Here is a 23,205-nt window from a genome sequence, read left to right on the forward strand (position 1 = left end):
TGAAAGGCGGCAAAACATGGGCAACAACACAGCAGGTACCTCTGTAGTCAATGCCGTCCCCGCATCCGATAGCGCGGCAAAGCGCCTGACGGGCGACGAACGCCGTCGCGAGATCCTCGATGCCGTGCGCACCGTAAGCTCCGAGCTGGGCGTGTCCCACCTATCGGTATCGGCCGTGACCAAGCGAGCCGGCTGCACGCGTTCATTGTTCTACCACTACTTCGCCGACATGGACGCCGCCGTCACCGCCGTCATGGACGAGGCGATCGACGGTTTTATCTCCGAGCTCGAGCAGTGGAATGCCAACCGCATCGTCGGTGATATCGAGGGCGCACTCGACACCGTCGCCCCGCTCTTTAAGCGCCTGGTCGCCAGCGGCCACGAGCTGCCGAGTACGCTCACCTCAAGCAGCGGCGCGCTCTACGGCGGCTTTTTGCACAACGTGGTCCAGCGCGTGGCGCAATATATCTGCGACACCACCGTGGTGGACTTTGTCGCCCATCATGAGCTACGCATCGACCATGTCTACGAGACGTTCTACACCCTCATCATGGGGTTGTTGATGTATATCCGCACGCACCCCGATGTGCCCGACGAGACGGTCAAGGAAATCATCGCCTCGACACTCCACATCGAGGGCTATACCGCCAAGTATCCGGAGCGCAAGCCCCAGAACTGACGACATTTGGCCAAACTGCCCGCGATCAGAAGAGGGGCCGCGGGCGTGTGAAAGGAGAGCAGCATGCTGTTCGATGTTTGGGGTAGCGATACCCTTATCCACTGGGCCGGCTGGGCCATAGTCTTTATTGGCCTGATCGTGCTCAACGAGGTCGGCCGCCGCACCAAGCTGGGCGCAGCAATCATCTTTGGCGTGGCTCCGCTGGCCATGACCATCTACTGCGTCGCCATCGCCGTGGGCGTTTCGCAGGGTGCCGAGTGGGCGCTCACCAACCCCACCCATGTGTACCAGAACAGCTGGTTCCACTACGCCAAGGTATACGCGGCGCTCGCCGGTTGCTGGGGCTTCATTGCCATTAAGTACCAGTGGGGAAAGATCGGCAAGGCGCATTGGTTCCGCGCATGGCCGTTTGTGATCGTCGCCATCAACATCATGATTGCCGTCGTGTCCGACTTTGAGAGCGCCTATCACTTCTTTGTCCTGGGCGAGTCCACCTGGGTCACCTCCGAAGGTGCTACGCAGCTGGCCGGCTGGAACAACGTGTTCAACGGCATCGCCGGTATCATCAACATCTTCTGCATGACCGGTTGGTGGAGCGTCTACGCCTCCGAGGACAAGACCGACATGCTGTGGCCCGATATGACCTGGGTCTACATCATCGCCTACGATATCTGGAACTTCTGCTACACCTACAACTGCCTGCCCACCCACTCCTGGTTCTGCGGCTTTGCACTGCTGCTGGCGCCCACCGTCGCCGCCTTTATCTGGAACAAGGGCGGCTGGATCCAGAACCGCGCCTTTACGCTGGCCATTTGGTGTATGTTTGCCCAGGTGTTCCCGTACTTCCAGGAGGAGTCCATCTTTGTGACCCACTCCACGCTCGACCCCGGCGCCGCTACCGCGGTCTCGATCGCCGCTCTGGTCGCCAACGTCGCCGCGATCATCTACATCGCCTACCGCGCCAAGAAGCTCGGCCGCAATCCCTACAAGCAGGATGTCTTTGAGGGCACCAGCGATTGGGAGAAGGCTACCGCTCGCCGCGCCAAGGTTGATTACGCGCACGCCGAGTAACATGTTTATTCCGTCCACATTTGGATGTAGGCAAACTTAGCCGATGCCGCAATCGCGCGTCATGCGCAGCCCCGGAAAGCGATTCGTCCGCTTTCCGGGGCTTTTTGTTGTTGCGCGCATTCACGCACATATGCAAAACCTCTCTCACAGATAAAATCAGATTTCCAACCGCCTGACAGCTCTATGTGACCCCAATTTTGGGTACATTGTTGTCCCGATATTGAGCTTGGGGGATGTATGAATGATGAGACGATGGGCCAAGAGGATGCGGCCCAAGATGCAGAAGCTTGCGCTGAGGCCTTGGAGAGCTTAGACCGGATTTCACTCGATGAGATTGCGTTTGACGATTCGGGCATTGATGTGCAGGATGAGCCAGAAGCCGAGGCGCAGTCCGATGATCAGGATGCAGGCGACGTTGAGCCTGCTGAAGATGAGGCAGGTCACGAAGACACCGAAAGCGAGGCCGGCAATCAGCCCGAATCCGACACGGGCGAGGAAACCGTCTTGCTCGACAGCTTGCCGGCCGAGGATTCGCTGACCCGCGAACTTCCTGGCCTGGGCTCTGCGCCTGCCGTGGACGAGACCATCGCCATGGGCGATATCCCCCTACCGTCCGTTCCCTCAGCACGCGAGGCCGAGGTTCGCCATCGCAAGATGTCGCCCAAGCGCCGCAATCTGATGGTCGCCAGTGTCGTGGCCGTCGCGCTCGTCGCCGGCGGCGCAGGCTATGCCGCCTGGAACGGATATCAGCAAGAGCAGGCTGCCGCTGTCGCCGCCAATGCCCACACGATGATGTCAGTGCAGATTGGCGTGCATGCCGCGGGCCTCGACTGTTCCACCGGCTCCAAGATTCCCGTACAGGTAAGCGGTCAGGACGCTGATGGCTCCTCCGTGAGCGAAACGCTCTATGTTGACGAGCACGGCCGCGGCATCAAACTGCTGCCCGGCGATTACACGCTCTCCATCGCCGCCTCCCCCATCGCGGCCGACGGCACCATCTATACCGTCCCGACCACCAAGACGCAGGTCACCGTTAAGAGCGATGGACAGGATTTAAGTGCCCAGGCCACCTTTAAGCTCAAGGTGCCTTCGGCCGACACGGTGACTGACGACCAGATCGATGCCGCCGCCAAGTATGCCGAAGAGGGCGGTGCGAGCTCCGCCGCGGCTGCCAAAGTGCTCCAGCAGGCAGCAACCGCGCGGCGCGACGCCGCCGTCAATGCCGTGAGCGCGCAAAAGGCACAGGCATCCCGTGATGCTGACGCTCGCCACAAGGCAACCGACCTTTACCAGCTCGATATCCCCGTCGAGTGGTACGGCAAGGTCGAGACTTGGCAGAATGGCAGCACACTATGCATCTATCTTGCCGGCGACAGCGATACGCCGATCGTGACGCTCGTCGCGGTGCGCGAGGGCGAGAGCTTTACGCCCGATGAGGGCGATACGGTTTTGGGTGCGGCCAATCTAGGCAACGGTTATACCGTCTATGCCAGCGGCCCCGTCTATCCGTACGTGGTGCCCCAGACTATCAACGGGCGCACCCAGGATCCAGTGTCGACCTACCCCATGGACACGGCCATTGAGCTTGTCGAGCTCACGACCGGTAACCGCTACACCTATAGCCAGATCAAGAACGTACTGGTCGGCAAAGACGGCAAGGCAGACGCCGCGACCAAACTCGAGACCGACTACCTCGCCCAGATTCTCCTGCCGAGCATCAAGGCCCAGGACTAGCCTGGCGCAGCAAGGTGCACCCCAACCGTGATGAAGGAGCCAGGAGGTCCTGACCCCACAGGTCCATAGATGATTAGGCAAGGAGCCACTTCCATGCGGGCATAACGTGTACCACACCGTGCTCGCATGGAATATCGGTCTGTTCATCCATGGTAACGATTGCCGACTCGCCAAGATCAAACTGGGCCATCGAGGCATCAAGCGCGGCAATTTCGCGCTCGCGCGTTTTCTCACCTGCCATATCCGTACTCACCTGAATCAGGCTATAAGCCCGCATGAGAAGCGCGTCCCCAGCCACAAAGTCCACCTCATGGCTTTTGCTCTTCTCTTTGATTAGCAGGCGGCAGACCGAGCCGGTCCTCACCGCGGGAGTCCTTCTTCTTAGCGCATTGAACACTGCGGTCTCGAGCCTCTGGCCCTGGTCCAATGCCGATGCGGGAGAGAATGCTCCAAACATCGCAGGGTCGACAGCGTAGACCTTAGACGCAGACCGCATGTTATTTGCCAGTGAACGCGTGAACTCCGGCACAGAAAATAACAGGTAGGCGTCCTCATAATACTCAAGTAAATCGCTGAGCGAATTACGACTGACGGGTATCTGTCTGCTCTTGAACTCGTTGTACACTTTGTTCACTGACAGCTCTCGTCCCGAAGATGCCATACACCGCGTCAGAAACAGCGATGCCAGGCGAGGGTTCTTGACGTCGTAACGTTCAACGACGTCCATGGCGACCGTTCGCGAAGCATATTCCTGTAGCAGCTGAATCGCGTCTGCAGGCGTCTGCTCAAGTGTCGCGATGAATCCCCCTTGTTCAAGATACCCGATCAGATGATGTCGAAGCAGCGCTGCATCGCTCGGGGAAAAGGTCGCATCTGGCTCGGGAACGCTCCCCGTCTTATATCGAACGTATTCCGAAAAACTCAACGGAAAAAGCTCTCGCACAAGAGAACGACCCCTGAACTCGCTCTTAAGTTCTGAGGACAGCATCTTGGAAGAAGATCCCGTCACATAGACGGTCGCTTTCTCCGTATCGACTACACGCCGCAGAAACGCACCCCATTCGGGAATTTCCTGGATCTCGTCAAAGAAAATGTAAGCGCCCTCGGTTCGAGCAACAGGATACAGCGCATAGAACGTGTCGAGCACGTCCGCCAGCAGCGATGGCTCATACGGGCGCAAGCGCTCATCCTCAAAATTGAAGTAAAGCATCCGGTCAAGCTCGACGCCCCGGCTCTGAAGCCGCCGCATCTCCTGATACAGGCGATACGTCTTTCCACAACGGCGGGCCCCCACAATCACATTTACGATGTTGTCGCGCTTTGGCTCCTGTGGGTTTCCTAGATCAAGGTCTCGCTCAAAGACCTGCGGAACCCCCTGTTGTTCAAAGTCCTTTATTTTTTGGGCCACCAAGTCGTTGAATGCCATGATTCTCCAATCTTGCTCTCTTGCTAATCAAGATTATACTGCCTCTTGATTAGCAAGAGAGCAAGATTGCGTGTAACTTGATTAGTAGATAATCAAGTTTTTCTGCTGCAAAGCATCAAGGCCCAGAGCTAGTCGCCCGCGACACCCAGGACAGTCTTTTGGGACGGGGCTCTTTTAGCTACTTTGAGGATGGGCAGGCAAGACGGCAAAAGTAGTTAAAAAAGCCCCGTCCTAAATTAGCTACTTTAGCGCCAGGGATCGGCTTCGAACATCGGCTCGCGCTCGGGGCGGCGATCGCTGTAGGGATCGTAGCCGTCGTCGTCCTCGTTCTCGGCACGAATGAAAGGGTCGCGCGGCTTGGGTGCCGGCTTAGGCGCAGGCTTGGGTGCGGCGGGCGCAACATCGGTCGTCGGCACGTTCGTCTCGTTCTCGTTTTTCATCTGCATATCTCCTTGCCATGTGCTCATGTTCAACATCATCGATTGTCGCACGAAAAAGGGCGGCAGACCCAATTGGATCCGCCGCCCTTGGCGTTTTGCGATGAGGGGCAATTTAAAGCCGGCCCCAAAATCTACTCGGCGTCGGGGACCTCGTAGGTGGCCGCCGGCGTGTTGTCGCACACGACGGTAAAGCCGCCGTCCTTGTCGACATCGACCGTCACCTGATCGCCCTCGCGCACCGTGCCGTCGATAATGGCGGCCGCGATGGCATCCACGACCTCGCGCTGGACCAGGCGCTTGAGCGGACGGGCACCAAACACGGGGTCCAGACCGCCCACGGCGAGCATCTGCTTGGCCGCCGGGGTGATGGCAAGCGTCATGCGCTCCTTGGCCAGACGCGCGCGGACGTCGGCAAGCTGGATGTCGACGATCTTCTCGATCTGCGCCATGTCGAGCGGATGGAACACCACGATGTCATCGATACGGTTGAGGAACTCGGGGCGGAAGGTCTGAGCCATGGCCGCGTCGACCTGATGGCGCATCTCCTCCTCGTCCTTGCCGGAAAGCTCGGCGATAGCCTTGGAGCCCACATTAGACGTCATGATGATGATCGTATTCTTGAAGGACACTTGGCGACCCTGGCCATCGGTCAGACGGCCGTCGTCGAGCACCTGCAGCAGCACGTTAAAGACATCCGGATGAGCCTTCTCCATCTCGTCGAGCAAGATCACGGAGTAGGGCCTGCGGCGCACGGCCTCGGTGAGCTGACCGCCCTCGTCGTAGCCCACGTATCCCGGAGGCGCACCAATCAGACGCTGGACGCTGAACTTCTCCATGTACTCGGACATGTCGATACGCACGAGCGCGCGCTCGTCATCGAACAGGCACTCGGCCAGCGCCTTGGCGAGCTCGGTCTTGCCCACGCCGGTGGGGCCCAGGAAGAAGAAGCTGCCGATGGGCTTGTCCGGATCGGAGAGGCCCGCACGGCTGCGGCGCACAGCTGCGGCGACGGCGGAGACGGCCTCGTCCTGGCCGATGACGCGCTTATGCAGCTCGCCCTCCAAGCCCTTCAGCTTGTCGAGCTCGCCCTGCATCATCTTGGACACGGGCACGCCGGTCCAGGCGCTCACGACCTCGGCGATCTCATCGGAGGTCACCTGTTCGTTGAGGCCCTCGCCGTCCTGCTGCTTTTGTGCCTCGAGTGCGGCCTCGGAATCCTGAATCTGCTGCTGCAGGCCCGGAATCACGGAGTAGCGCAGCTCGGACGCACGGCCCAGGTCGCCGTTGCGCGTCGCACGTTCCTCCTCGCTCTTGGCCTCGTCGAGCTGTCCCTTGAGCTCCTGCACGTGGTCGATGGCGTTCTTTTGGTTGAGCCAGCCGGCCTTTTGCACATTGAGCTTTTCCTGGACCTCGGCAATCTCTTGGCGCAGGGCCTCCAGACGCTCCTTGGAGGCGTCGTCGGTCTCCTTCATGAGCGCCTGCTCCTCGATCTGCAGCTGGGTGAGCTGACGCGTGGTGGCGTCGATCTCGACCGGCATACTGTCGAGCTCCATGCGTAGGCGGCTTGCCGCCTCATCGACCAGATCGATGGCCTTGTCGGGCAGGAAGCGGTCGGCGATGTAGCGATCGGAGAGGTCGGCGGCGGCCACGAGCGCGCTATCGGTGATGTGCACGCCGTGGAAGATCTCGTACTTTTCCTTGAGGCCACGCAGGATCGAGATGGTGTCCTCGACGGTGGGCTCGCTCACCATCACGGTCTGGAAACGACGGGCGAGCGCCGCGTCCTTCTCAATGTACTTGCGGTACTCGTCGAGCGTGGTCGCGCCGATCGCGTGCAAGTCGCCACGGGCAAGCGCCGGCTTCAGGATGTTGCCGGCGTCCATAGAGCCCTCGGTGGCACCCGCGCCCACGATGGTGTGGAGCTCATCGATGAACAGGATGACCTTGCCCTCGGATTTTTGCACTTCTTTGAGCACGGCCTTCAAGCGGTCCTCGAACTCGCCGCGGTACTTGGCGCCAGCGACCAGCGCGCTCATGTCGAGCTCGATAAGGTCGCGGTCGCGCAGGGTGCTCGGCACGTCGCCGGCCACGATACGCTGGGCGATACCCTCGACGATGGCCGTCTTGCCGACGCCTGGCTCGCCTATGAGCACGGGGTTGTTCTTGGTGCGGCGGGACAGGACCTGAATAGTACGACGAATCTCGTCGGTACGGCCGATGACCGGGTCGAGCTTGCCGGCGCGGGCCAGATCGCAGATGTTGCGACCGTACTGCTCCAACGCCTCAAACTGAGTCTTGTCCTCGGCAGACGTCACGCGGTCATCGCCGCGCAGCTCCTCATAGACCTGCTCGATGCGCTCCTTGGTCACGCCGGCGTCGCGCAGAACGCGGCCGGCCTCGCCCTTGTCCTCGGCAAGTGCCATCAGCAGATGCTCGGTCACCACAAAGCTGTCGCCCATCTTGGTGGCCTTCTTCTCGGCCTTCTCGATGACGCGGACGAGCTCATTGGAAAGACCCATCTGCTGACCCTCGCCCGAAACCTTAGGCGCGTGGTCGATGGCGTCCTGCGTGGAGCGTGCGAGCTGGGCCGGGTCGGCACCGATGCGCTCGATGATCACGGAGATATTGCGCTCGCCGGCACCGAGCAGGGCAGACAGCAGGTGAATCGGCTCTACCGCGCCGGCCTGCGCATCGGCAGCCGTGCTCATGGCGGTTTGCAGCGCCTCGCGCGACGTCATTGCTAGCTTATCGATTCTCATGGAATCACCTCTCTTGGGGCGGCCGCCCTACGGGGCGGCTTCACGTTGTTCGAGAAGTATTGTTGCCAGCTTTGCGCGATCTTATACACAAATCTAAGTCTCTATATATAAGATTTTATGAGTGCTCTCATGACATGCAAACCACCACAAAGGGGACAGGCACCTTTGTGGTGGTCCAGAGAAGAATCAGCCCCGATTAAAAGAGGCGACATCAAGCCCAGTCTACGTTTGGCGATCCCAAGATCCAACGAGAACACAGCGACAAAATCGAGAGCCACCGATAGCCCGTTCGCGCAGATATAGATGGAGATTCAAGACAAGGATGCCGGCTTAAACGGCTTGGTTATCGTACGCCACAATACTCTCGTCATCGTCCCTGTCGTTTTTATAGTGCTTATAGTGAAAATAGCGGGTTTAGTGAGAATAGTATTGCGCAAAACTCGTGAACTCAATTTTGACCCCTCGCCCAGAATGAGTGGGGCAATTATTTCTATTAGAGGTCAAATCGAAGCCCAATAGGGCCTTTTAGCCCTCTCATTCCGGGCGGTCGCTTTCTTTTGAATATTGTCGTAAGCTTGTATCATCTATCTTAATGATTGCATATTGCATGAGAGGTGCCCCACCGTGAAACGCTCCACCTATATCGGCCTGCTCGTCTTAGCGTTTGCAATTACCGCAGTCGGCGTGGGCATTATCTATCTCGCATTTCTCCCTGCCTCGGCAACGCAGGCGGCGGTTGAAACCGTAAGCTACCCCATCGAAATCCTCACCGATATCGTCAAACCCGATTCAATCACCGTCGATTTCGACGGTACGCCCGCAGCGCTTGGGGTCAGTAACTATCCCCGAATCGAACTTGGAGCCACGCGCTATACCCAAGATGAGCAGCTTATCGGCAAGGCAACCAGTTTACTCAAAGGCAAGACGTTTAAGCGATGGTACGGCGCCGCAATATATCGAGCCAAGAAAGGCCAAATGAATGGCGGGTATTATTCGACCCTTGAACTCGATGCGGCAAACGGGAGCAGACTGTGCAACGTTTCATACGACCCCGGCTACGTGGACAACGAAGGGCCGGGAGTCTATATCTCGGATGGCAACGTGATCTACGTCATGGAAGGCGACCAGACGGCAGTCGTCGATTTTATGGATCGGTGTACCGAGGATGCCTACGAACAAACTTGCGAGCCCGATCCACAGACAGCGCGCGACAGTGGCTCAGCACGCACTTGGCTATTTGACGATGAAATAACCTGGGCCCCATCGAAATAAGGACCCGCCAGGCAGGCACCTTTGTGGTGGTTTCGGTTCCGATGTTCCACTGTCTCGATCTGTAACATCTAGCGGCCCTTTTCAATCCTAGATGTTACAGATCGAGATGAAATGATCGGCGGCGATTGTTTGTCTCAATCTGTAACAGCCGCTCGTCAAATAGGGGCCCAGATGTTACAGGTCGAGACAAACGGAACCACCGCAAAGGCACCTACCCCTTCATGGTGGTTTTCGACAAAAGAAGCCGCCCCGATAACAGAGGCGGCATCAAGCAAGTCTATTTTTTGCGTCCCTCAAGGCTCAACGAGAACGCAGAAATGTAGCCCGGGGCTTACCCTTTGCCGAACGCGACCCTCGCGAAGCGCGTGAGCGGACGGAAAAGGGTAAGCCCCGGGCGGACAAGTATGTGCGTTACTCGGCAGCGGCCTTGAACTTGTTGTAGTTGATCAGGCAGCCGGCCTTGACGATGGCACGCTCCTCGGCCGTCATATCGGCAATATAGAGCTCAATCTGCTCGACCGCACCGTCGGCGCGCACCACGTAGGCAGCAATGTTCTTGAGGTCGCCATCGAGTGCGGCACGGATACCCGGCACAAAGACGTAGTCGCCCACCTCAAAGTTGGGCTCGGCCTCCATCTGGAAGGGCACCATGCCCCAGTTCATCACGTTGGAGCGATAGCGCTTGGTGGCGTACTCGTGGACGATGTTGGCCAGGCCGCCAATTACGCGCTGGCAGCTCGCGGCCTGCTCGCGGGCAGAACCGTCACCGGGCTTCTTGGCATAGAGCATGGAGCCGTACTCAGTCGCCTTGGCATCGGCCGCGACGCCCGCGCCGGTCAGCGCCTCAAACACACCGGCAAGCTCGGCATCGAGCGCGGCCAGGTCACCCGCGGCCTCACCGGCAACGCGGCGCTTCTCCACGGCGTCGACCTCCTTGGAGCGGCCCACGTAGGCAGGATCGCGGCGGCTGAGCGTAAACTCGGCCAGACCCAGCGGGTTGGAGCGGAAGGAACTCGTCTCGCCCGAGGGAATGAGCTCGTCGGTCGTGGTGACCGGGTCCATGATCTTGGAGCACGCCTTGAGCAGGATGTCGTCGCCGAGAGGCTCCATCGCGGGCCATGGCTTGATGTTGGGACCCTCGACCAGCTCGTCGGCCGGCTCAGCCTTGCCAAAGCCCCAGTACACGCGCTTTTTGTACGGCGCGTCGTCAAAGGCGTACTCGCAGGCCTCGTCCCAAGTCTCCTCGGGCAGGTCGGTCGCCGACGTCAGGACGCCGCCGTTGGCAGCCGTCGCCGCAATGGAGCGGGCGTCCATCAGGGCCACGGCGCTCAGCTGGCCATTACCCGGCTTGGAACCCTCGCGGTTGGGGAAGTTGCGCGTGGTGTGGCGAATGGACAGGCCGTTGTTGGCAGGCGTGTCGCCGGCGCCAAAGCACGGGCCGCAGAATGCCGTGCGCACGATCGCGCCGGCCTCCATAAGGTCGTAGATATAGCCGCGGCGTGTAAGCTCGAGCGCCACGGGCTGGCTCGTGGGATAGACCGACAGCGAGAACTCGCCGCAGCCGGTGTTGGCGCCCTTGAGCACGCGGGCAGCCTGGACCACGGAGTCGTAGTTGCCGCCCGAGCAGCCGGCGATAACGCCCTGCTGCACGTGCAGCTTGCCGTCGACGATCTTGTCGAGCAGGCTAAAGTGCGTCTTGCCCTCGCCGATCTTGGCGGCCTCGAGCTCCACCTCGTGAAGGATGTCCTCGAGATTCTCGTTGAGCTCGTCGATCTCAAAGCCGTTGGAAGGATGGAACGGCAGCGCGATCATGGGCTTGATGCTCGACAGGTCGACCTCGACGCAGCCGTCGTAGTAGGCGACATCGGCGGGCTTGAGCTCGCGGTAGTCGTCGCCGCGGCCGTGCATGGTCAAAAACGCGTGCGTGTCCTCGTCGGTTGCCCAGATGCTCGACAGGCAGGTGGTCTCGGTGGTCATGACGTCGACGCCGTTGCGATAGTCAGTCGTCATGCTCGCGATGCCGGGGCCCACGAACTCCATGACCTTGTTCTTGACGTAGCCCTTGGCAAAGACGGCGCGGATGATGGCGAGCGCCACGTCGTGCGGGCCGACGCCGGGGCGCGGGGAACCCGTGAGGTAGATGGCGACGACGCCGGGATAGGCGACATCGTAGGTGTCGCGCAGCAGCTGCTTTGCCAGCTCGCCGCCGCCCTCGCCCACGGCCATGGTACCCAGGGCACCATAGCGGGTGTGCGAGTCGGAACCCAGGATCATCTTGCCGCAGCCCGCGAAGTTCTCACGCATAAAGGAATGGATGACCGCGATATGGGGCGGAACGAAGATGCCGCCGTACTTTTTGGCAGCCGAGAGGCCAAAGACGTGGTCGTCCTCGTTGATGGTGCCGCCCACGGCGCACAGCGAGTTATGGCAGTTGGTGAGCACGTAGGGCAGCGGGAACTGCTCCATGCCCGAGGCGCGCGCCGTCTGGATGATGCCGACAAAGGTAATATCGTGGCTCGCCATGGCATCGAAGCGAATCTTGAGCGCCTCGGGGTCGCCGGACGTATTGTGTGCCTGGAGGATCGAATACGCGATGGTTCCGCGCTTGGCATCCTCAGGCGTCTGCGTAATGCCGCGCTCAGCAGCCTCGGCCTCAGGCACAACCTCGCTACCGCCGCGCAGGTAGATGCCGTCCTCGTACAGCTTAACCATACTGTCTCCCACTCTGCCCGAAAGGCTCGGGCGCATAGCATACATTCGTTCAATATCGTGCCATAGAACGGTTGCGAGTGGGTTACGAATCTACACGTTCACTTTATCTCAGTAAAGCACAGGACGAGCCCAGCGTGGGGTCGGCAGATCTGGCGCAAGAGTGTCCCTTTCGACTAGTCATTTAAGAACGTCCCCAATGACTACCCATAACAACGTCGATGTTTTGGCGCGGACAGCGAAAGCCCGCCAGAGCGAGCAAGGTGCCTTGAAACAAGGCGGCATTGATCTTTTGATCATGCCGCCGAAGTTGAAAGGCAGATTGCCGCTCTGGCGGGCTTGCAGCGTCGACTGGTTACGCGGTTTGATAAAACCGCGTAACTACAAATCCCCGCCGGCGCCCAAAAGTTTGCGCATGACTTGCTCGGGGTTGACTGAGCCGTCGCGCGGGGCCAGGGCGGTGATCTTCTTCTGCATCTTGTACTCGTGCAGCTCGTCCTCGAGCTGGCGCACGCGAGCACGGAGCTTTTCGTTCTCGCGCTCGCGTTCCTCGGCACGCTCCTTCATATCGAGGATGCGCACCACGCCGGCAAGGTTGATGCCCTCGTCGGTCAGCTGGTTGACGAGCTCCAGGCGCTCGATATCGGCACGCGAATACAGACGCGTGTTGCCGCCCGAGCGCTGGGGGTTCACCAGGCCCTTGGACTCGTAGACGCGCAGAGTCTGCGGATGCATGCCGGTCAGCTCGGCCGCCACGCTGATCATGTACAACGGTTTGTTCCTATTGTCCTCGGCCATGCTACCTGACCCCTTTCCGTCTCGTTATCGTCCATCATAAGCCCGCGGGCGCGGTCGTGCGTCACGACCGCCCTAGTACGTCGCCTTGTAACGGTTGACCTTCTCGCGGTAGTCGCGCGTGTCGGCCTCGCGCAGCTTGGTCATCGCGTCGCGCTCGTCATCGGATAGGTTCGTGGGAACCTGCACCTTGATCTCGACGAGCAGCGCACCCGTGCGGCCACGATGCTTAACGTCGGGCGCACCCATCTCCTTAAAGCGGAACTTCTTGCCCGTCTGGGTACCCGCGGGCACCTTCAAACGGACCGTCGCACCGCCGGGCGTGGGCACGTCCACCGTGCAGCCGAGCGCCGCCTCGTAGACCGAGACCGGTACCTCCATGGTCACGTCGGCACCCTTACGCTTAAACAGCGGATGCTCCTCCACGTGCGTGGTCACGACCAGGTCGCCGCGCTCGCCGCCGGCAACGCCATACTCGCCGCGACGTTTGTAACGCAGCTTACCTCCGTCGACCGCGCCCGCAGGCACCGAGACCGTAATGGTCTGCTGCTCGCCCGTCGAGGGAATGCGGTAGGTAACCTTGTGCGTCACGCCGCGAAACGCGTCCTCGGCCGTCACATCGACGGTCAGCGACAGGTCGCCGCCCTTGCGTGCGCGGTTGCGGCCCGCGCCCGCACCGGCAGCACCCGCGGCACCGGCAAAGCCCGAGCCCCAGTCGCTGCCCCAGGCGCCGTTGCCGCTGAAGATGCTGTCGAAGATATCGCCCCAACCGCTCGCGCCGGCACCGGCGCCGTAGCCACCGCTATACGCGCCGCCCGCGCCCGGCATGCCGCCGAACATGAGCATCTGGTCGTACTCTTTGCGCTTCTTCTCGTCCGAAAGCGTCTCGTAGGCCTCGCTAATCTCCTTAAACTTGGCCTCGTCGCCGCCGGCATCGGGGTGATATTTTTGCGCGAGCTTGCGAAACGCGCTCTTGATCTCTTTGTCGGAGGCGCTCTTGGATACGCCCAGGATGTCATAGAAGGTTTTGCCTGCAGCCATCGTAGCTCCTCTCCTGTTACGTCCGCCGCCCATGCAGACGACGGCTCATGCTTTCATATGGCACTAGGCCAGAAAGGGCCCCGGGTGTTGCCCCGGGGCCCTTCTCAATTACTCCTCGGTGCTCTCGGCCGTATCGGCCGTAGCATCCTCGGGCGCCGCTTCGGGCTCCGGTGCGGGGCGCTTCTCGCCACCGTAGGTCACCGTCACCATCGCGGAACGCAGGATGCGATCCGCCATGCGGTAGCCCTTCTGGTACACATCGTTGACGGTCTCGTCATACTGCGATGCGTCCTCGACGCGACCCACGGCCTGATGCTCGAGCGGATCGAACGCCTCGCCCTTGGGATCGATGGGCTCAACGCCCTCGTGCGCAAACACATCAAGCAGCTTGGCATGAACCGCATCGACGCCGTCGACGAACTGCTTAAAGTCGTCGGAAAGCTCTTGGCTGCGGGCATGGTCGATCGCGCGCTCGATATCGTCGATCACCGGCAACAGCGCGGTGACAAGCTTCTCGGTCGCGCGCTCGCGCTCGGCGATACGCTCGTTTGCGGTGCGGCGACGAAAGTTCTCCCAGTCGGCCTGCAGACGGGCGGTGCGCTCGGTGGCGTCCTTTGCCTTGTCCTCGGCGGCCTTCTGAGCCTCTGCCGCAGCATCAAGCTCGTTGCGCACGTCGGTAAGCTCCTTCTGAGCCTGCTCGAACTTAAGCTTAAAGTCGTTGTCGGCGGCTTCCTCACCGGCGCGGATAGCGGCTTCCACCATCTCGTCCTCGGTCATCGTCGCCTCCTTGTTGGAATCCTCTACCTGGTTCTCGGCAGCCTCGGCGGCCTCGGCCTCGTTGGCCTCGGTATCGTCGACGGCCTCTACGGGAATCTTCACGTCCTTCTCCTCAGAGTCAACGGGGGCGGCGCCAGCGGCAGCCGCCTCCGTGCGAGCTTTACGGGCGGACATGATTACTTGTCCTCGTCGTCCACAACCTCGTAGTCGGCGTCGACGACGTCATCGTCGGCAGGCTGGGCACCGGCGGCACCGTCGGTCTGCTGCTGAGCGTCGGCGTAGACAACCTGAGCCAGCTCGTAGGCCACAGACTGCAGGGACTCGCCGGCGGCCTTGATGGCCTCGACGTCAGAGCCCTCGAGCGCCTTCTTGGCGTCGGCGATAGCGGCCTCGGCCTTGGACTTCACGTCGGCGGAAACCTTGTCGCCCAGCTCGTTGAGGGTCTGCTCGGTGGAGTAGCACAGGCTGTCGGTCTGGTTGCGGACCTCGACCTCTTCCTTCTGCTTCTTGTCCTCCTCGGCATGAGCCTCGGCGTCCTTGACCATACGATCGACTTCGTCGTCGGACAGAGCAGTGGAGCCGGAGATGGTGATCTGCTGCTCCTTGCCGGTGCCCTTGTCCTTAGCGGAGACCTTGACGATACCGTTGGCGTCGATGTCGAAGGTGACCTCGATCTGCGGCACGCCGCGGCGGGCAGCCGGGATACCGGTCAGCTGGAACTTACCGAGCGACTTGTTGTCGCGGGCAAGCTCGCGCTCGCCCTGGAGCACGTTGATCTCGACGCTGGTCTGGTTGTCGGCAGCGGTGGAGTAGACCTCGGTCTTGGAGGTCGGGATCGTGGTGTTGCGGTCGATCATCTTGGTCATGATGCCGCCCATGGTCTCGACGCCCAGCGACAGCGGGGTAACGTCGAGCAGCAGGATGCCCTCGACGTCGCCGGTGAGCACGCCGCCCTGGACGGCAGCGCCGTCGGCAACGACCTCGTCGGGATTCACGGACATGTTGGGCTGCTTGCCGGTCATGGTCTTGACGAGCTCCTGGACGGCGGGCATACGGGTGGAGCCGCCGACGAGGATGACCTCGGTCAGATCGGAGAGCTTAAGCTTGGCGTCGCGCAGGGCGTTGGTGACAGGCTGCTTGCAGCGCTCGAGCAGGTCGCGGGTGATCTTCTCGAACTCGGCGCGGGTCAGCGTGTAGTTGAGGTGCAGCGGGCCGGACTGGTTCATGGTAATGAACGGCAGGTTGATGGTGGTCTGCTGGGCGGCAGAGAGCTCCTTCTTGGCGTTCTCGGCGGCCTCCTTCAGACGCTGCAGGGCCATGGGGTCCTGACGCAGATCGACACCGTTCTCCTGCTGGAACTTATCGGCCATCCAGTCGATGACGCGCTGATCCCAGTCGTCGCCGCCCAGGTGGTTATCGCCCGAGGTGGACAGAACCTCAAACACGCCGTCGGCGAGGTCGAGGATGGAGACGTCGAAGGTGCCGCCGCCCAGGTCAAAGACCAGGATGCGCTGGTCGGTGCCCTGCTTGTCCAGGCCATAGGCAAGAGCAGCAGCGGTCGGCTCGTTGACGATACGCTTGACGTTGAGGCCGGCGATCTTACCGGCGTCCTTGGTGGCCTGACGCTGGGCGTCGTTGAAGTAAGCCGGGACGGTGATGACGGCGTCGGTGACGGTCTCGCCCAGATACTTCTCGGCGTCGGCCTTCATCTTAGCGAGCGTCATGGCGCTCACCTGCTCGGCGGTGTAATCCTTGCCCTCGATGTCGACGACGGCACGGCCACCCTGGCCCTCCTTGACCTCATACGGCACGGTCTTGATCTCGGAGGTGCACTCGGAGTACTTGCGGCCCATGAAGCGCTTGATGGAGAACACGGTGTTCTTGGGGTTGGTGACAGCCTGGTTCTTAGCGGCCTTACCCACGACGCGGTCGCCGTCGGCACGGAAGCCCACGACAGACGGCGTGGTGCGGTCGCCCTCGGCGTTCACGATGATGGTCGGAGAACCGCCCTCGAGAACGGCCATTGCGGAGTTAGTAGTACCAAGGTCGATACCAAGAATCTTACTCATTAGAAATTCCCTCTCTCTTGTGCGTTTGCACCGACTCGGCGGTCTGCCGCGCGGTGTTTCGGCTTGTCTTTCAGGATGTAGTGTATCCCCTTATGGGCCGGAATATACAAAATCTAAGTCAATTCATATAAGATTTCTTATCTCTGAGAGTTTAGGTTCGTAAAGGCGCAGGTAGACGGCTTGTTTGAGTTCTCGATAGATCTATTGAGATCTATGTAGAGTTGGCTGAGGTTTGAGCTTGGAGCCGCGCAGGAGACTTTGGGGCGACCCCGGGGAAAGCGCGTCCCGTTTTGAGCGGCGATTCTGGGATGCAGCTTCCGCTTGAAGGCTCAACCGGAAAATGCAGCCCAGTTTGAGCGTAGATTCCGGGACGCAGTTTCCCGCGGAGCGCTCAACTGGAAACTGCATCCCGTTTTGAGAGCGAATTCTGGGACATAGTTTCCGCTAAACGTCCATCGGGAAAGCGCGTCCCAGTCTGAGCGTCAATTCCGGGTCGCGCTTTCCGTAAGCACGCTCAATCGCCCTATATTTCAAGTCACCTTTAGCTAACATTTGCGCAGCTCAACGGCCCCACCTGCGTGTTTTTTAGTAAGCCGTGGCATACTCGGCGAACGGTATGAAGATGCCGGTCAGAGGGTATTGCAAACGGTCGCTCCCGTGGTATGTTTTTGCCCGAATCAAACCGACGCGCATCGCCTGTAGCGTCGGTCAACAGAGAGGAAACTACCATGGCTCATCCCGTAATTGATGCCGACGAGTGCATCGCTTGTGGCGTTTGCGTCGACTCCTGCCCCGCTGGCGTTCTGGAGCTCCAGGACGTCGCTACCGTCGCTGACGAGGACTCCTGCGTCGCCTGTGGCGCTTGCCAGGACGCTTGCCCCGCTGGCGCGATCACCGAGATCGTCGAGGAGTAATAACTCCCCCACTTGCACACTCAAAAGTACACCGTGCACAAAAAAGGAGGCCTCCGCATCGCCGCGGAGGCCTCCTTTTGCTTATATGGGCAGCTAATTTGGAGCGGGACCCTTGGCAGTTGCGGTGGAATAGTTCCTGTTTTATGTCTTGGATGCCGATTGGGGGTGCGGACGATTTCTTGGACCGCGCCTAGGCGTATCCAAGCTTCCTGCGGTACTCCATCGGGCTCAGCCACCCGAGGGACTTCTTGATCCGCTCCTCACGATAGTACACGAGGTAGGCCTCGAGCCTTCCCATGAACTCCTCGGCCGTCACGCCCTCCCAGTCCCTGTAGTGGAAGAACTCGTTCTTGAGGCGCCCGAAGAAGCCCTCGCAGGCCGAGTTGTCCGGGCTGCAGCCCTTCGCGGACATGCTCCTGATCAGGCCGTTCTCCTCGCAGATCCCGATCCACTCCGGCCAGCGGTAGTGGCCGCCCCGGTCCGAGTGGATCGTCGTGCGCGCGCCCGCCGGCCTCGCCGCGCAGGCCTTGAGCAGGCTCGAGTTCGCGAGGCGCTTGTCGGGGTGCAGCCCGATCGACCAGGCGACGGGCATCCCGTCGAAGCAGTCGACGATCGGGCTCAGGTAGACCTTCTCGCCGCCCGGGAGCCTGAACTCGGTGATGTCGGTGAGCCACAGCCGGTTGGGCTCGTCGGCGTGGAAATTCCTGCTCACGAGGTTCTCCGGCGCCTTGGAGACCTCGCCGGCGTAGGAGCTGTAGCCCCGGGCGCGCCTCTTGTTGTAGACGACCTCGAGGCCCTCCTCGCGCATCACGCGGGCCACGCGCTTCTCGCTGGCGCGGACCCCCTCGCGGCGCAGGCGCGCCCAGACGGTGCGGTACCCCCAGCACCCCGAGCCCTCGCGGAAGATGCGCACCACGCGGTCGCGTATGTCGGCGTCGCGGTCGCGCGGCGCGGCGACGCGGGGCCTCCAGTACTCATAGGAGCTCTTCGATATCCTCAAGAAACCTGTGATCGAGCGGAGGGGCAGGGCGGTCGCCCGCCTCAATCTCTCGCCGAGCTCGCACTTGCTCCTGTTCGAGATCGAAGCCGGGTCCCACCCTTCCGCTTTTAGGTCGGCCAACACCGCCCTGAGCAGCAGGTTCTCTATCTGGTCCTCGTTGAGCCCGGCGAGCGGGCCGGTCGCCGGCGGGGCGTAGGTCGACTTGTCGGGGCCCAAGCTGGCCTCCTTCCGTGGCGGTTTCCTCGCCCCGATTCTACAGCGCGCCCCGGTGTAGCTGTGCGGGAGGTGCCCCGTCGCCCACTTCTTGGCCGCGCCCACCGAGACCCCCGCGAACTTCGCGGCGGCGGTCGGCCCCATGCCGTCCTCCGTCGCCAGGAGGAAGAGCTCGACCTTCTCCCTGCTGTACATGCGAACCTCCAGTCCGGACCGCTTCACGGTCCAACTTTCTGTCCGCACCCCCATTTTAGGAACTATTTCACCGCAACTTATAGATGCGGCGTCGACTAGGACAAATCGTCTTCGTAGGGCATCAGGTCTGCCAAGTAGCCTTTCTCCTTGAGCATAGCCTCGATCTCGTCGAGGGTTTGCTCGTCCTCTGCCGCAATGCGATGGAAGTGATAGCCGCTCGTCACCGTTAGTAGTGGAAAGCTCTTGCCGCTCTCGATATCGTGCAGGTAGCGCTCAACATCGCGACGGTTGCGAATGTCCAGATCGGCTGTGATCTTGCCATACACGCGGTGGTTGACGATTACATTGAGCACGGCACCGCCCACGTCGACGATACTCGTGAGCTCATCACCTGCCTGCTCCACGCTGTGGCGAACCTTGACCAAGCGCGTGGGCACGGCGGGGCTGCTGGGGGCCTCCTGCAGCACATAACCACGGTTGGTCGCCACGATATCGTGCCCATCGGCGCGCAGCAGGGCGATGTCTTGCACGACAATCTGGCGGCTCACACCCACCTCGCGAGCAAGCGCGCTGCCCGAAACGGGCTCCGTGGCCCCCTCGAGCACGCCCATGATGGCACGGCGACGCTCGCGGGCGTCCATTATTTACCGTCCAGCAGACGCAGGTGCTTGAGCGAGAGGTCGAGAATCGGCGCAGAGTGCGTCAATGCCCCCGAGCTAATAAAGTCAACGCCCAGGTCGGCGAGCGCGCGGATATTGCTGACATCCACATTACCCGAGCACTCGGTCTTGGCGCGGCCGGCGATAAGCTCAATCGCGGCAGCCATGTCGTCGTGGGTCATGTTGTCGAACATGATGATATCGGCACCGGCCTCCACGGCCTCGCGTACCATGTCCAAGTTCTCGCACTCAATCTCGACCGTCGTGGTAAACGATGCGTGGGCACGTGCCATCTCGATCGCACGCGTCACACCACCGGCGGCGTCGATATGGTTGTCCTTAAGCATAACGGCCGTCGACAGGTTGTAGCGGTGGTTGCTGCCGCCACCGATCTCGACCGCGGCCTTCTCGAAGACGCGCATGCCCGGCGTGGTCTTGCGTGTGTCGACGAGCACGGTCTTGGTGCCCTCGAGCGCCGCGGCCATCTGGTGCGTATAGGTGGCGATGCCGCTCATGCGCTGCAGGTAGTTGAGTGCCACGCGCTCGCCCGAAAGCAGCACGCGCGCGTCGCCGCGCACCTGGCCCACATGGTCGCCGGCGTGCACCTCGTCACCGTCGGCAACATCAAACAGCACCGAGCTCTGCGGATCCAGCAGCTCAAAGGTGCGAGCGAACACGTCCAGGCCCGCGATGATGCCGTCGGCCTTGGCGATGAGCTCCACCGTGGCGGGACGCGCCGTGGGGCACACGCTCGCCGTGCTCACGTCCTCAAACGTAATGTCCTCGCGCAGAGCCTGCAGAATCAGATCATCGACGACGAGCTTCATGGTAATGGGATTCATGGTCTACTCCTCCACGGCCTGCGTACCGGCGGCACGGGCCAAATCATCGATTGCCAGGGAGTCGGCGCTCAGGGCGCGATGACGGCCATCAAGCGCGGGCTCGCCCGCCTGCTCCACGGCAAGCGACTCGCCGGTGCGCATACGCCAAGCGGCGCGACGGCCCCAAACCAGGGACTCGAGCAGACTGTTGGAAGCCAGGCGGTTTTTGCCGTGAACGCCGTTGCAGGCCGTCTCGCCCGCGGCGTAGAGCTCGGGCATCGAGGTGCGGCCGTCCTTGTCGACCCATACGCCGCCCATAAAGTAGTGCTGCGTAGGCGTGACGGGAATGGGCTCGTCCAGGATGTCGCGGCCATCCTCCAGGCAGCGCGCGCGGATATTGGCAAAGTGTCCGGTCACCACGTCGCGATCGACGGGGGCAAAGCTCAGCCATTCGTGCTCGGTGCCGTCCTGCTTCATCTGCTCGCGGATGGCGGCGGCAACAACGTCGCGCGGCTGCAACTCGTCGGTAAAACGCTCGCCGGCGGCATTGAGCAGAATCGCGCCCTCGCCGCGGCAGCTTTCGCTGATCAGAAACGTGCGACCCGGCTGCGGCGAGAACAGGCCCGTGGGGTGAATCTGCACGTAGTCCAGGTGCTCCATCGTGATGCCGTGCTCCTGCGCGATATAGCAGGCGTCACCGGTGAGCTGCGGGTAGTTGGTCGAATGGTCGTACACGCCACCGATACCGCCCGTTGCCCACAGCGTATGGCGGGCATGGATCTTAAACGGCTTACCGGTATGCACGTCCTTAGCGGCATTTGCCAGCTCGTCGGCGGGGCGAGCTGAATCGTCCTCGTCCACGGCGACGGCGACGACGCCGGTGCACACCGTGGCGCCATCGCGCTCGGCAGTCAGGATGTCGGTCATGGCAACGTGTTCGAGAATCTGCACGTTGTCCAGTTTGCGGACAGCCTGGAGCAGCTTGGTCGTAATCTCCTTGCCCGTAATATCGGCATGGAAGGCAATGCGCGGGCGGCTGTGCGCGCCCTCGCGGGTAAAGTCGAGGCTGCCGTCGGCCTTGCGCTCAAAGTCCACGCCCATGGCCAGCAGGTCGTTGATGACCGAACGGCTCGAGCGGATCATGATGTCGACGCTCTCGCGGCGGTTCTCGTAATGGCCGGCGTGCATGGTGTCCTCAAAGAAGGCATCGTAGTCAGAACCCTCGGGCAGCACGCAGATGCCGCCCTGCGCGAGCATCGAATCGCACTCATCGACGGCGCCCTTGGAGAGCATGATTACGCGCGCGCTCGTCGGCAGATTGAGAGCCGCATACAGGCCCGCCACGCCGCAACCGGCAATGACGACGTCACACTCCATATCGGGGTATTGTTTGGTTTCCACAGGAATCCTCTCCCTTGAATGTGACAAAGGGACTGTCCCTTTGTCACATTGTTTTAGCGCGCTGCGTACTCGAGCATGCGGTCGAGCGTGAGCTTGGCCTGGTCGGCGGCCTCGTCCGAAACGCCGATCTGCACCTCGCCCTCGCCCGTCTCCAGGCAGCGCACGAGCTTTTCGAGCGTGATGAGATCCATGTTGACGCAGGTGGGCTGTACCGCGGGGAAGTAGAACTTCTTGCCGGTACCCTGGCAGCGGCGCTCGAGCTCGTAGAGCACGCCACGGACCGTCACGATAATGAACTCGCTCGCGTCCGACTCCTCGGCGTACTTGATGATGCCGGCGGTGGAGCCGATGTAGTCGGCCTCGGCCAGGACATCGGCCTTGCACTCGGGGTGCGCCAGCACGAGCGCGTCGGGGTGGGCCTCCGTCGCGTCGACAATCTGCTCGACGGTGATGATGTGATGGCGCGGGCAGTAGCCGTTGTTGAGGATGACGTGCTTTTGCGGCACCTGCTCGGCTACGAAGCGGCCCAGGTTTTGGTCGGGAATGAACAGGATATGCTGCTGCGGCAGCTCAGACACGATCTTGACGGCGTTGGAGCTGGTGACGCACACGTCGCTCCAGCTCTTGATCTCGACCGTGGAGTTGACGTAGCAGACGACAGCCAGGTCGTCACCATACTCGGCGCGGGCGGCGTCGACCGTCTCGCGCTTGACCATGTGAGCCATGGGGCAGTCCGCGCCCGGCTCGGGCAGCAGCACGGTCTTAGTGGGATTGAGCAGTTTGGCGCTCTCGCCCATAAACTCCACGCCGCACAGCACGATGGTCTGCTGCGGCAGGCTTTTAGCGAGCTTAGCCAGGTAGAAGCTGTCGCCGACGTAATCAGCCACGGCCTGCACCTCGGGCGCCACGTAATAGTGCGCCAGGATCACCGCGTCGCGTTGGATTTTTAGTTGCTGAATGGCCTCGACGAGCTCTGCGGGCACCAGTGCCGCGCGCTCCGTTGCCGTCGTTGCCGATGCCAGGCCGGCCGCGATATCGCGTGCAAGCTCCGACGCATCCATGTTCGCGCTCTGTGCCATCAAGGCCCCTCTCTTTTGGCGAATCTTGGGGCTTTAGTATGACACCTAGGTTTACAGCTGACAAGACAGCTGTAAACCTAGGTGTAAAGTTGAAATAAAGATTCGATCTTGGGTCGGGTCCATTTTCGAACTGGCAAGCTGAGAATAGCCG

Annotated in this window: 18 protein-coding genes; 5 read left to right on the top strand and 13 right to left on the bottom strand. The window is 61.2% G+C overall.

All coding sequences use genetic code 11. The features are described from left to right. Positions 1-16 precede the first annotated feature (16 nt). From OIL77_03840 to OIL77_03850, 3 genes are all read left to right on the top strand, one after another. The gene (locus OIL77_03840; GenBank protein HJI44548.1) at positions 17-679 is read left to right on the top strand and encodes a TetR/AcrR family transcriptional regulator; all 663 of its coding nucleotides are present in this window, start codon (positions 17-19) and stop codon (positions 677-679) included. A 63-nt stretch (positions 680-742) separates the two neighbouring features. After that, entirely contained in the window at positions 743-1,750 is a 1,008-nt protein-coding gene (locus tag OIL77_03845; protein HJI44549.1) for a DUF5692 family protein, read from the top strand. A 237-nt stretch (positions 1,751-1,987) separates the two neighbouring features. Then, positions 1,988-3,484 carry a hypothetical protein gene (locus OIL77_03850; protein ID HJI44550.1) on the top strand — a complete coding sequence of 499 codons (1,497 nt, stop codon included), beginning with the start codon at positions 1,988-1,990 and terminating at the stop codon, positions 3,482-3,484. 73 nt (positions 3,485-3,557) lie between these two features. Here the strand turns inward: OIL77_03850 and OIL77_03855 are convergent, their stop codons facing one another. From OIL77_03855 to clpB, 3 genes are all read right to left on the bottom strand, one after another. Continuing rightward, complete coding sequence (locus OIL77_03855; GenBank protein ID HJI44551.1) at positions 3,558-4,910, bottom strand: ATP-binding protein; 1,353 nt, start codon at positions 4,908-4,910, stop codon at positions 3,558-3,560. Between the two features lie 245 nt (positions 4,911-5,155). Then, positions 5,156-5,350: a hypothetical protein gene (locus OIL77_03860; protein HJI44552.1), complete on the bottom strand. Its 195-nt coding sequence runs from the start codon at positions 5,348-5,350 to the stop codon at positions 5,156-5,158. A 131-nt stretch (positions 5,351-5,481) separates the two neighbouring features. Then, positions 5,482-8,109 carry an ATP-dependent chaperone ClpB gene (gene clpB, locus OIL77_03865; protein HJI44553.1) on the bottom strand — a complete coding sequence of 876 codons (2,628 nt, stop codon included), beginning with the start codon at positions 8,107-8,109 and terminating at the stop codon, positions 5,482-5,484. Positions 8,110-8,733: 624 nt separating this feature from the next. On the opposite strand from clpB, the gene OIL77_03870 reads away from it, so the two are divergent. Continuing rightward, on the top strand, positions 8,734-9,381 hold the full coding sequence (locus OIL77_03870; protein HJI44554.1) for a hypothetical protein: 648 nt from the start codon (positions 8,734-8,736) through the stop codon (positions 9,379-9,381). Positions 9,382-9,792: 411 nt separating this feature from the next. Here OIL77_03870 and OIL77_03875 read toward each other — a convergent pair whose 3' ends face one another. From OIL77_03875 to dnaK, 5 genes are all read right to left on the bottom strand, one after another. After that, positions 9,793-12,093 (bottom strand): hydratase, encoded by a 2,301-nt coding sequence (locus OIL77_03875; protein HJI44555.1) that lies wholly within the window; start codon positions 12,091-12,093, stop codon positions 9,793-9,795. A 378-nt stretch (positions 12,094-12,471) separates the two neighbouring features. Then, complete coding sequence (locus OIL77_03880) at positions 12,472-12,888, bottom strand: helix-turn-helix transcriptional regulator (GenBank protein HJI44556.1); 417 nt, start codon at positions 12,886-12,888, stop codon at positions 12,472-12,474. Positions 12,889-12,960: 72 nt separating this feature from the next. Next, positions 12,961-13,926 (bottom strand): DnaJ domain-containing protein, encoded by a 966-nt coding sequence (locus tag OIL77_03885; GenBank protein HJI44557.1) that lies wholly within the window; start codon positions 13,924-13,926, stop codon positions 12,961-12,963. Between the two features lie 108 nt (positions 13,927-14,034). Continuing rightward, positions 14,035-14,877, bottom strand: coding sequence for a nucleotide exchange factor GrpE (locus OIL77_03890; GenBank protein ID HJI44558.1), 843 nt, complete (start codon positions 14,875-14,877; stop codon positions 14,035-14,037). A 2-nt stretch (positions 14,878-14,879) separates the two neighbouring features. Continuing rightward, positions 14,880-16,772: a molecular chaperone DnaK gene (dnaK, locus tag OIL77_03895; protein ID HJI44559.1), complete on the bottom strand. Its 1,893-nt coding sequence runs from the start codon at positions 16,770-16,772 to the stop codon at positions 14,880-14,882. A 662-nt stretch (positions 16,773-17,434) separates the two neighbouring features. On the opposite strand from dnaK, the gene OIL77_03900 reads away from it, so the two are divergent. Continuing rightward, positions 17,435-17,686 (top strand): 4Fe-4S binding protein, encoded by a 252-nt coding sequence (locus OIL77_03900; GenBank protein ID HJI44560.1) that lies wholly within the window; start codon positions 17,435-17,437, stop codon positions 17,684-17,686. 190 nt (positions 17,687-17,876) lie between these two features. Here the strand turns inward: OIL77_03900 and OIL77_03905 are convergent, their stop codons facing one another. The 5 genes from OIL77_03905 to nadA all read right to left on the bottom strand — a co-directional run bounded on the left by OIL77_03905 (position 17,877) and on the right by nadA (position 23,054). Then, positions 17,877-19,094 carry an IS3 family transposase gene (locus OIL77_03905; protein ID HJI44561.1) on the bottom strand — a complete coding sequence of 406 codons (1,218 nt, stop codon included), beginning with the start codon at positions 19,092-19,094 and terminating at the stop codon, positions 17,877-17,879. Between the two features lie 95 nt (positions 19,095-19,189). Beyond that, the gene (locus tag OIL77_03910) at positions 19,190-19,735 is read right to left on the bottom strand and encodes a transcription repressor NadR (GenBank protein ID HJI44562.1); all 546 of its coding nucleotides are present in this window, start codon (positions 19,733-19,735) and stop codon (positions 19,190-19,192) included. After that, positions 19,735-20,595, bottom strand: a complete 861-nt coding sequence (gene nadC / locus OIL77_03915; protein ID HJI44563.1) for a carboxylating nicotinate-nucleotide diphosphorylase — start codon at positions 20,593-20,595, stop codon at positions 19,735-19,737. Before nadC ends, OIL77_03910 begins: the two co-directional genes overlap by 1 nt. Positions 20,596-20,598: 3 nt before the next feature. Then, positions 20,599-21,975, bottom strand: coding sequence for an FAD-binding protein (locus OIL77_03920; GenBank protein ID HJI44564.1), 1,377 nt, complete (start codon positions 21,973-21,975; stop codon positions 20,599-20,601). A gap of 53 nt (positions 21,976-22,028) precedes the next feature. Beyond that, on the bottom strand, positions 22,029-23,054 hold the full coding sequence (gene nadA / locus OIL77_03925; protein HJI44565.1) for a quinolinate synthase NadA: 1,026 nt from the start codon (positions 23,052-23,054) through the stop codon (positions 22,029-22,031). Between the last annotated feature and the right edge of the window lie 151 nt (positions 23,055-23,205).

The sequence above is a fragment of the Coriobacteriaceae bacterium genome (assembly GCA_025993015.1).
Lineage (GTDB): Bacteria > Actinomycetota > Coriobacteriia > Coriobacteriales > Coriobacteriaceae > Collinsella.

Excerpts from the sequence above, each read along its gene's own strand:
- nadC (HJI44563.1), bottom strand. The coding sequence starts at position 20,595 with ATGAATCCCATTACCATGAAGCTCGTCGTCGATGATCTGATTCTGCAG.
- OIL77_03910 (HJI44562.1), bottom strand. The coding sequence starts at position 19,735 with ATGGACGCCCGCGAGCGTCGCCGTGCCATCATGGGCGTGCTCGAGGGG.
- OIL77_03860 (HJI44552.1), bottom strand. The coding sequence starts at position 5,350 with ATGAAAAACGAGAACGAGACGAACGTGCCGACGACCGATGTTGCGCCC.
- OIL77_03880 (HJI44556.1), bottom strand. The coding sequence starts at position 12,888 with ATGGCCGAGGACAATAGGAACAAACCGTTGTACATGATCAGCGTGGCG.
- OIL77_03900 (HJI44560.1), top strand. The coding sequence starts at position 17,435 with ATGTTTTTGCCCGAATCAAACCGACGCGCATCGCCTGTAGCGTCGGTC.
- OIL77_03875 (HJI44555.1), bottom strand. The coding sequence starts at position 12,093 with ATGGTTAAGCTGTACGAGGACGGCATCTACCTGCGCGGCGGTAGCGAG.
- OIL77_03850 (HJI44550.1), top strand. The coding sequence starts at position 1,988 with ATGAATGATGAGACGATGGGCCAAGAGGATGCGGCCCAAGATGCAGAA.
- dnaK (HJI44559.1), bottom strand. The coding sequence starts at position 16,772 with ATGAGTAAGATTCTTGGTATCGACCTTGGTACTACTAACTCCGCAATG.
- OIL77_03885 (HJI44557.1), bottom strand. The coding sequence starts at position 13,926 with ATGGCTGCAGGCAAAACCTTCTATGACATCCTGGGCGTATCCAAGAGC.
- clpB (HJI44553.1), bottom strand. The coding sequence starts at position 8,109 with ATGAGAATCGATAAGCTAGCAATGACGTCGCGCGAGGCGCTGCAAACC.
- OIL77_03840 (HJI44548.1), top strand. The coding sequence starts at position 17 with ATGGGCAACAACACAGCAGGTACCTCTGTAGTCAATGCCGTCCCCGCA.
- nadA (HJI44565.1), bottom strand. The coding sequence starts at position 23,054 with ATGGCACAGAGCGCGAACATGGATGCGTCGGAGCTTGCACGCGATATC.
- OIL77_03905 (HJI44561.1), bottom strand. The coding sequence starts at position 19,094 with ATGTACAGCAGGGAGAAGGTCGAGCTCTTCCTCCTGGCGACGGAGGAC.
- OIL77_03845 (HJI44549.1), top strand. The coding sequence starts at position 743 with ATGCTGTTCGATGTTTGGGGTAGCGATACCCTTATCCACTGGGCCGGC.
- OIL77_03890 (HJI44558.1), bottom strand. The coding sequence starts at position 14,877 with ATGTCCGCCCGTAAAGCTCGCACGGAGGCGGCTGCCGCTGGCGCCGCC.
- OIL77_03855 (HJI44551.1), bottom strand. The coding sequence starts at position 4,910 with ATGGCATTCAACGACTTGGTGGCCCAAAAAATAAAGGACTTTGAACAA.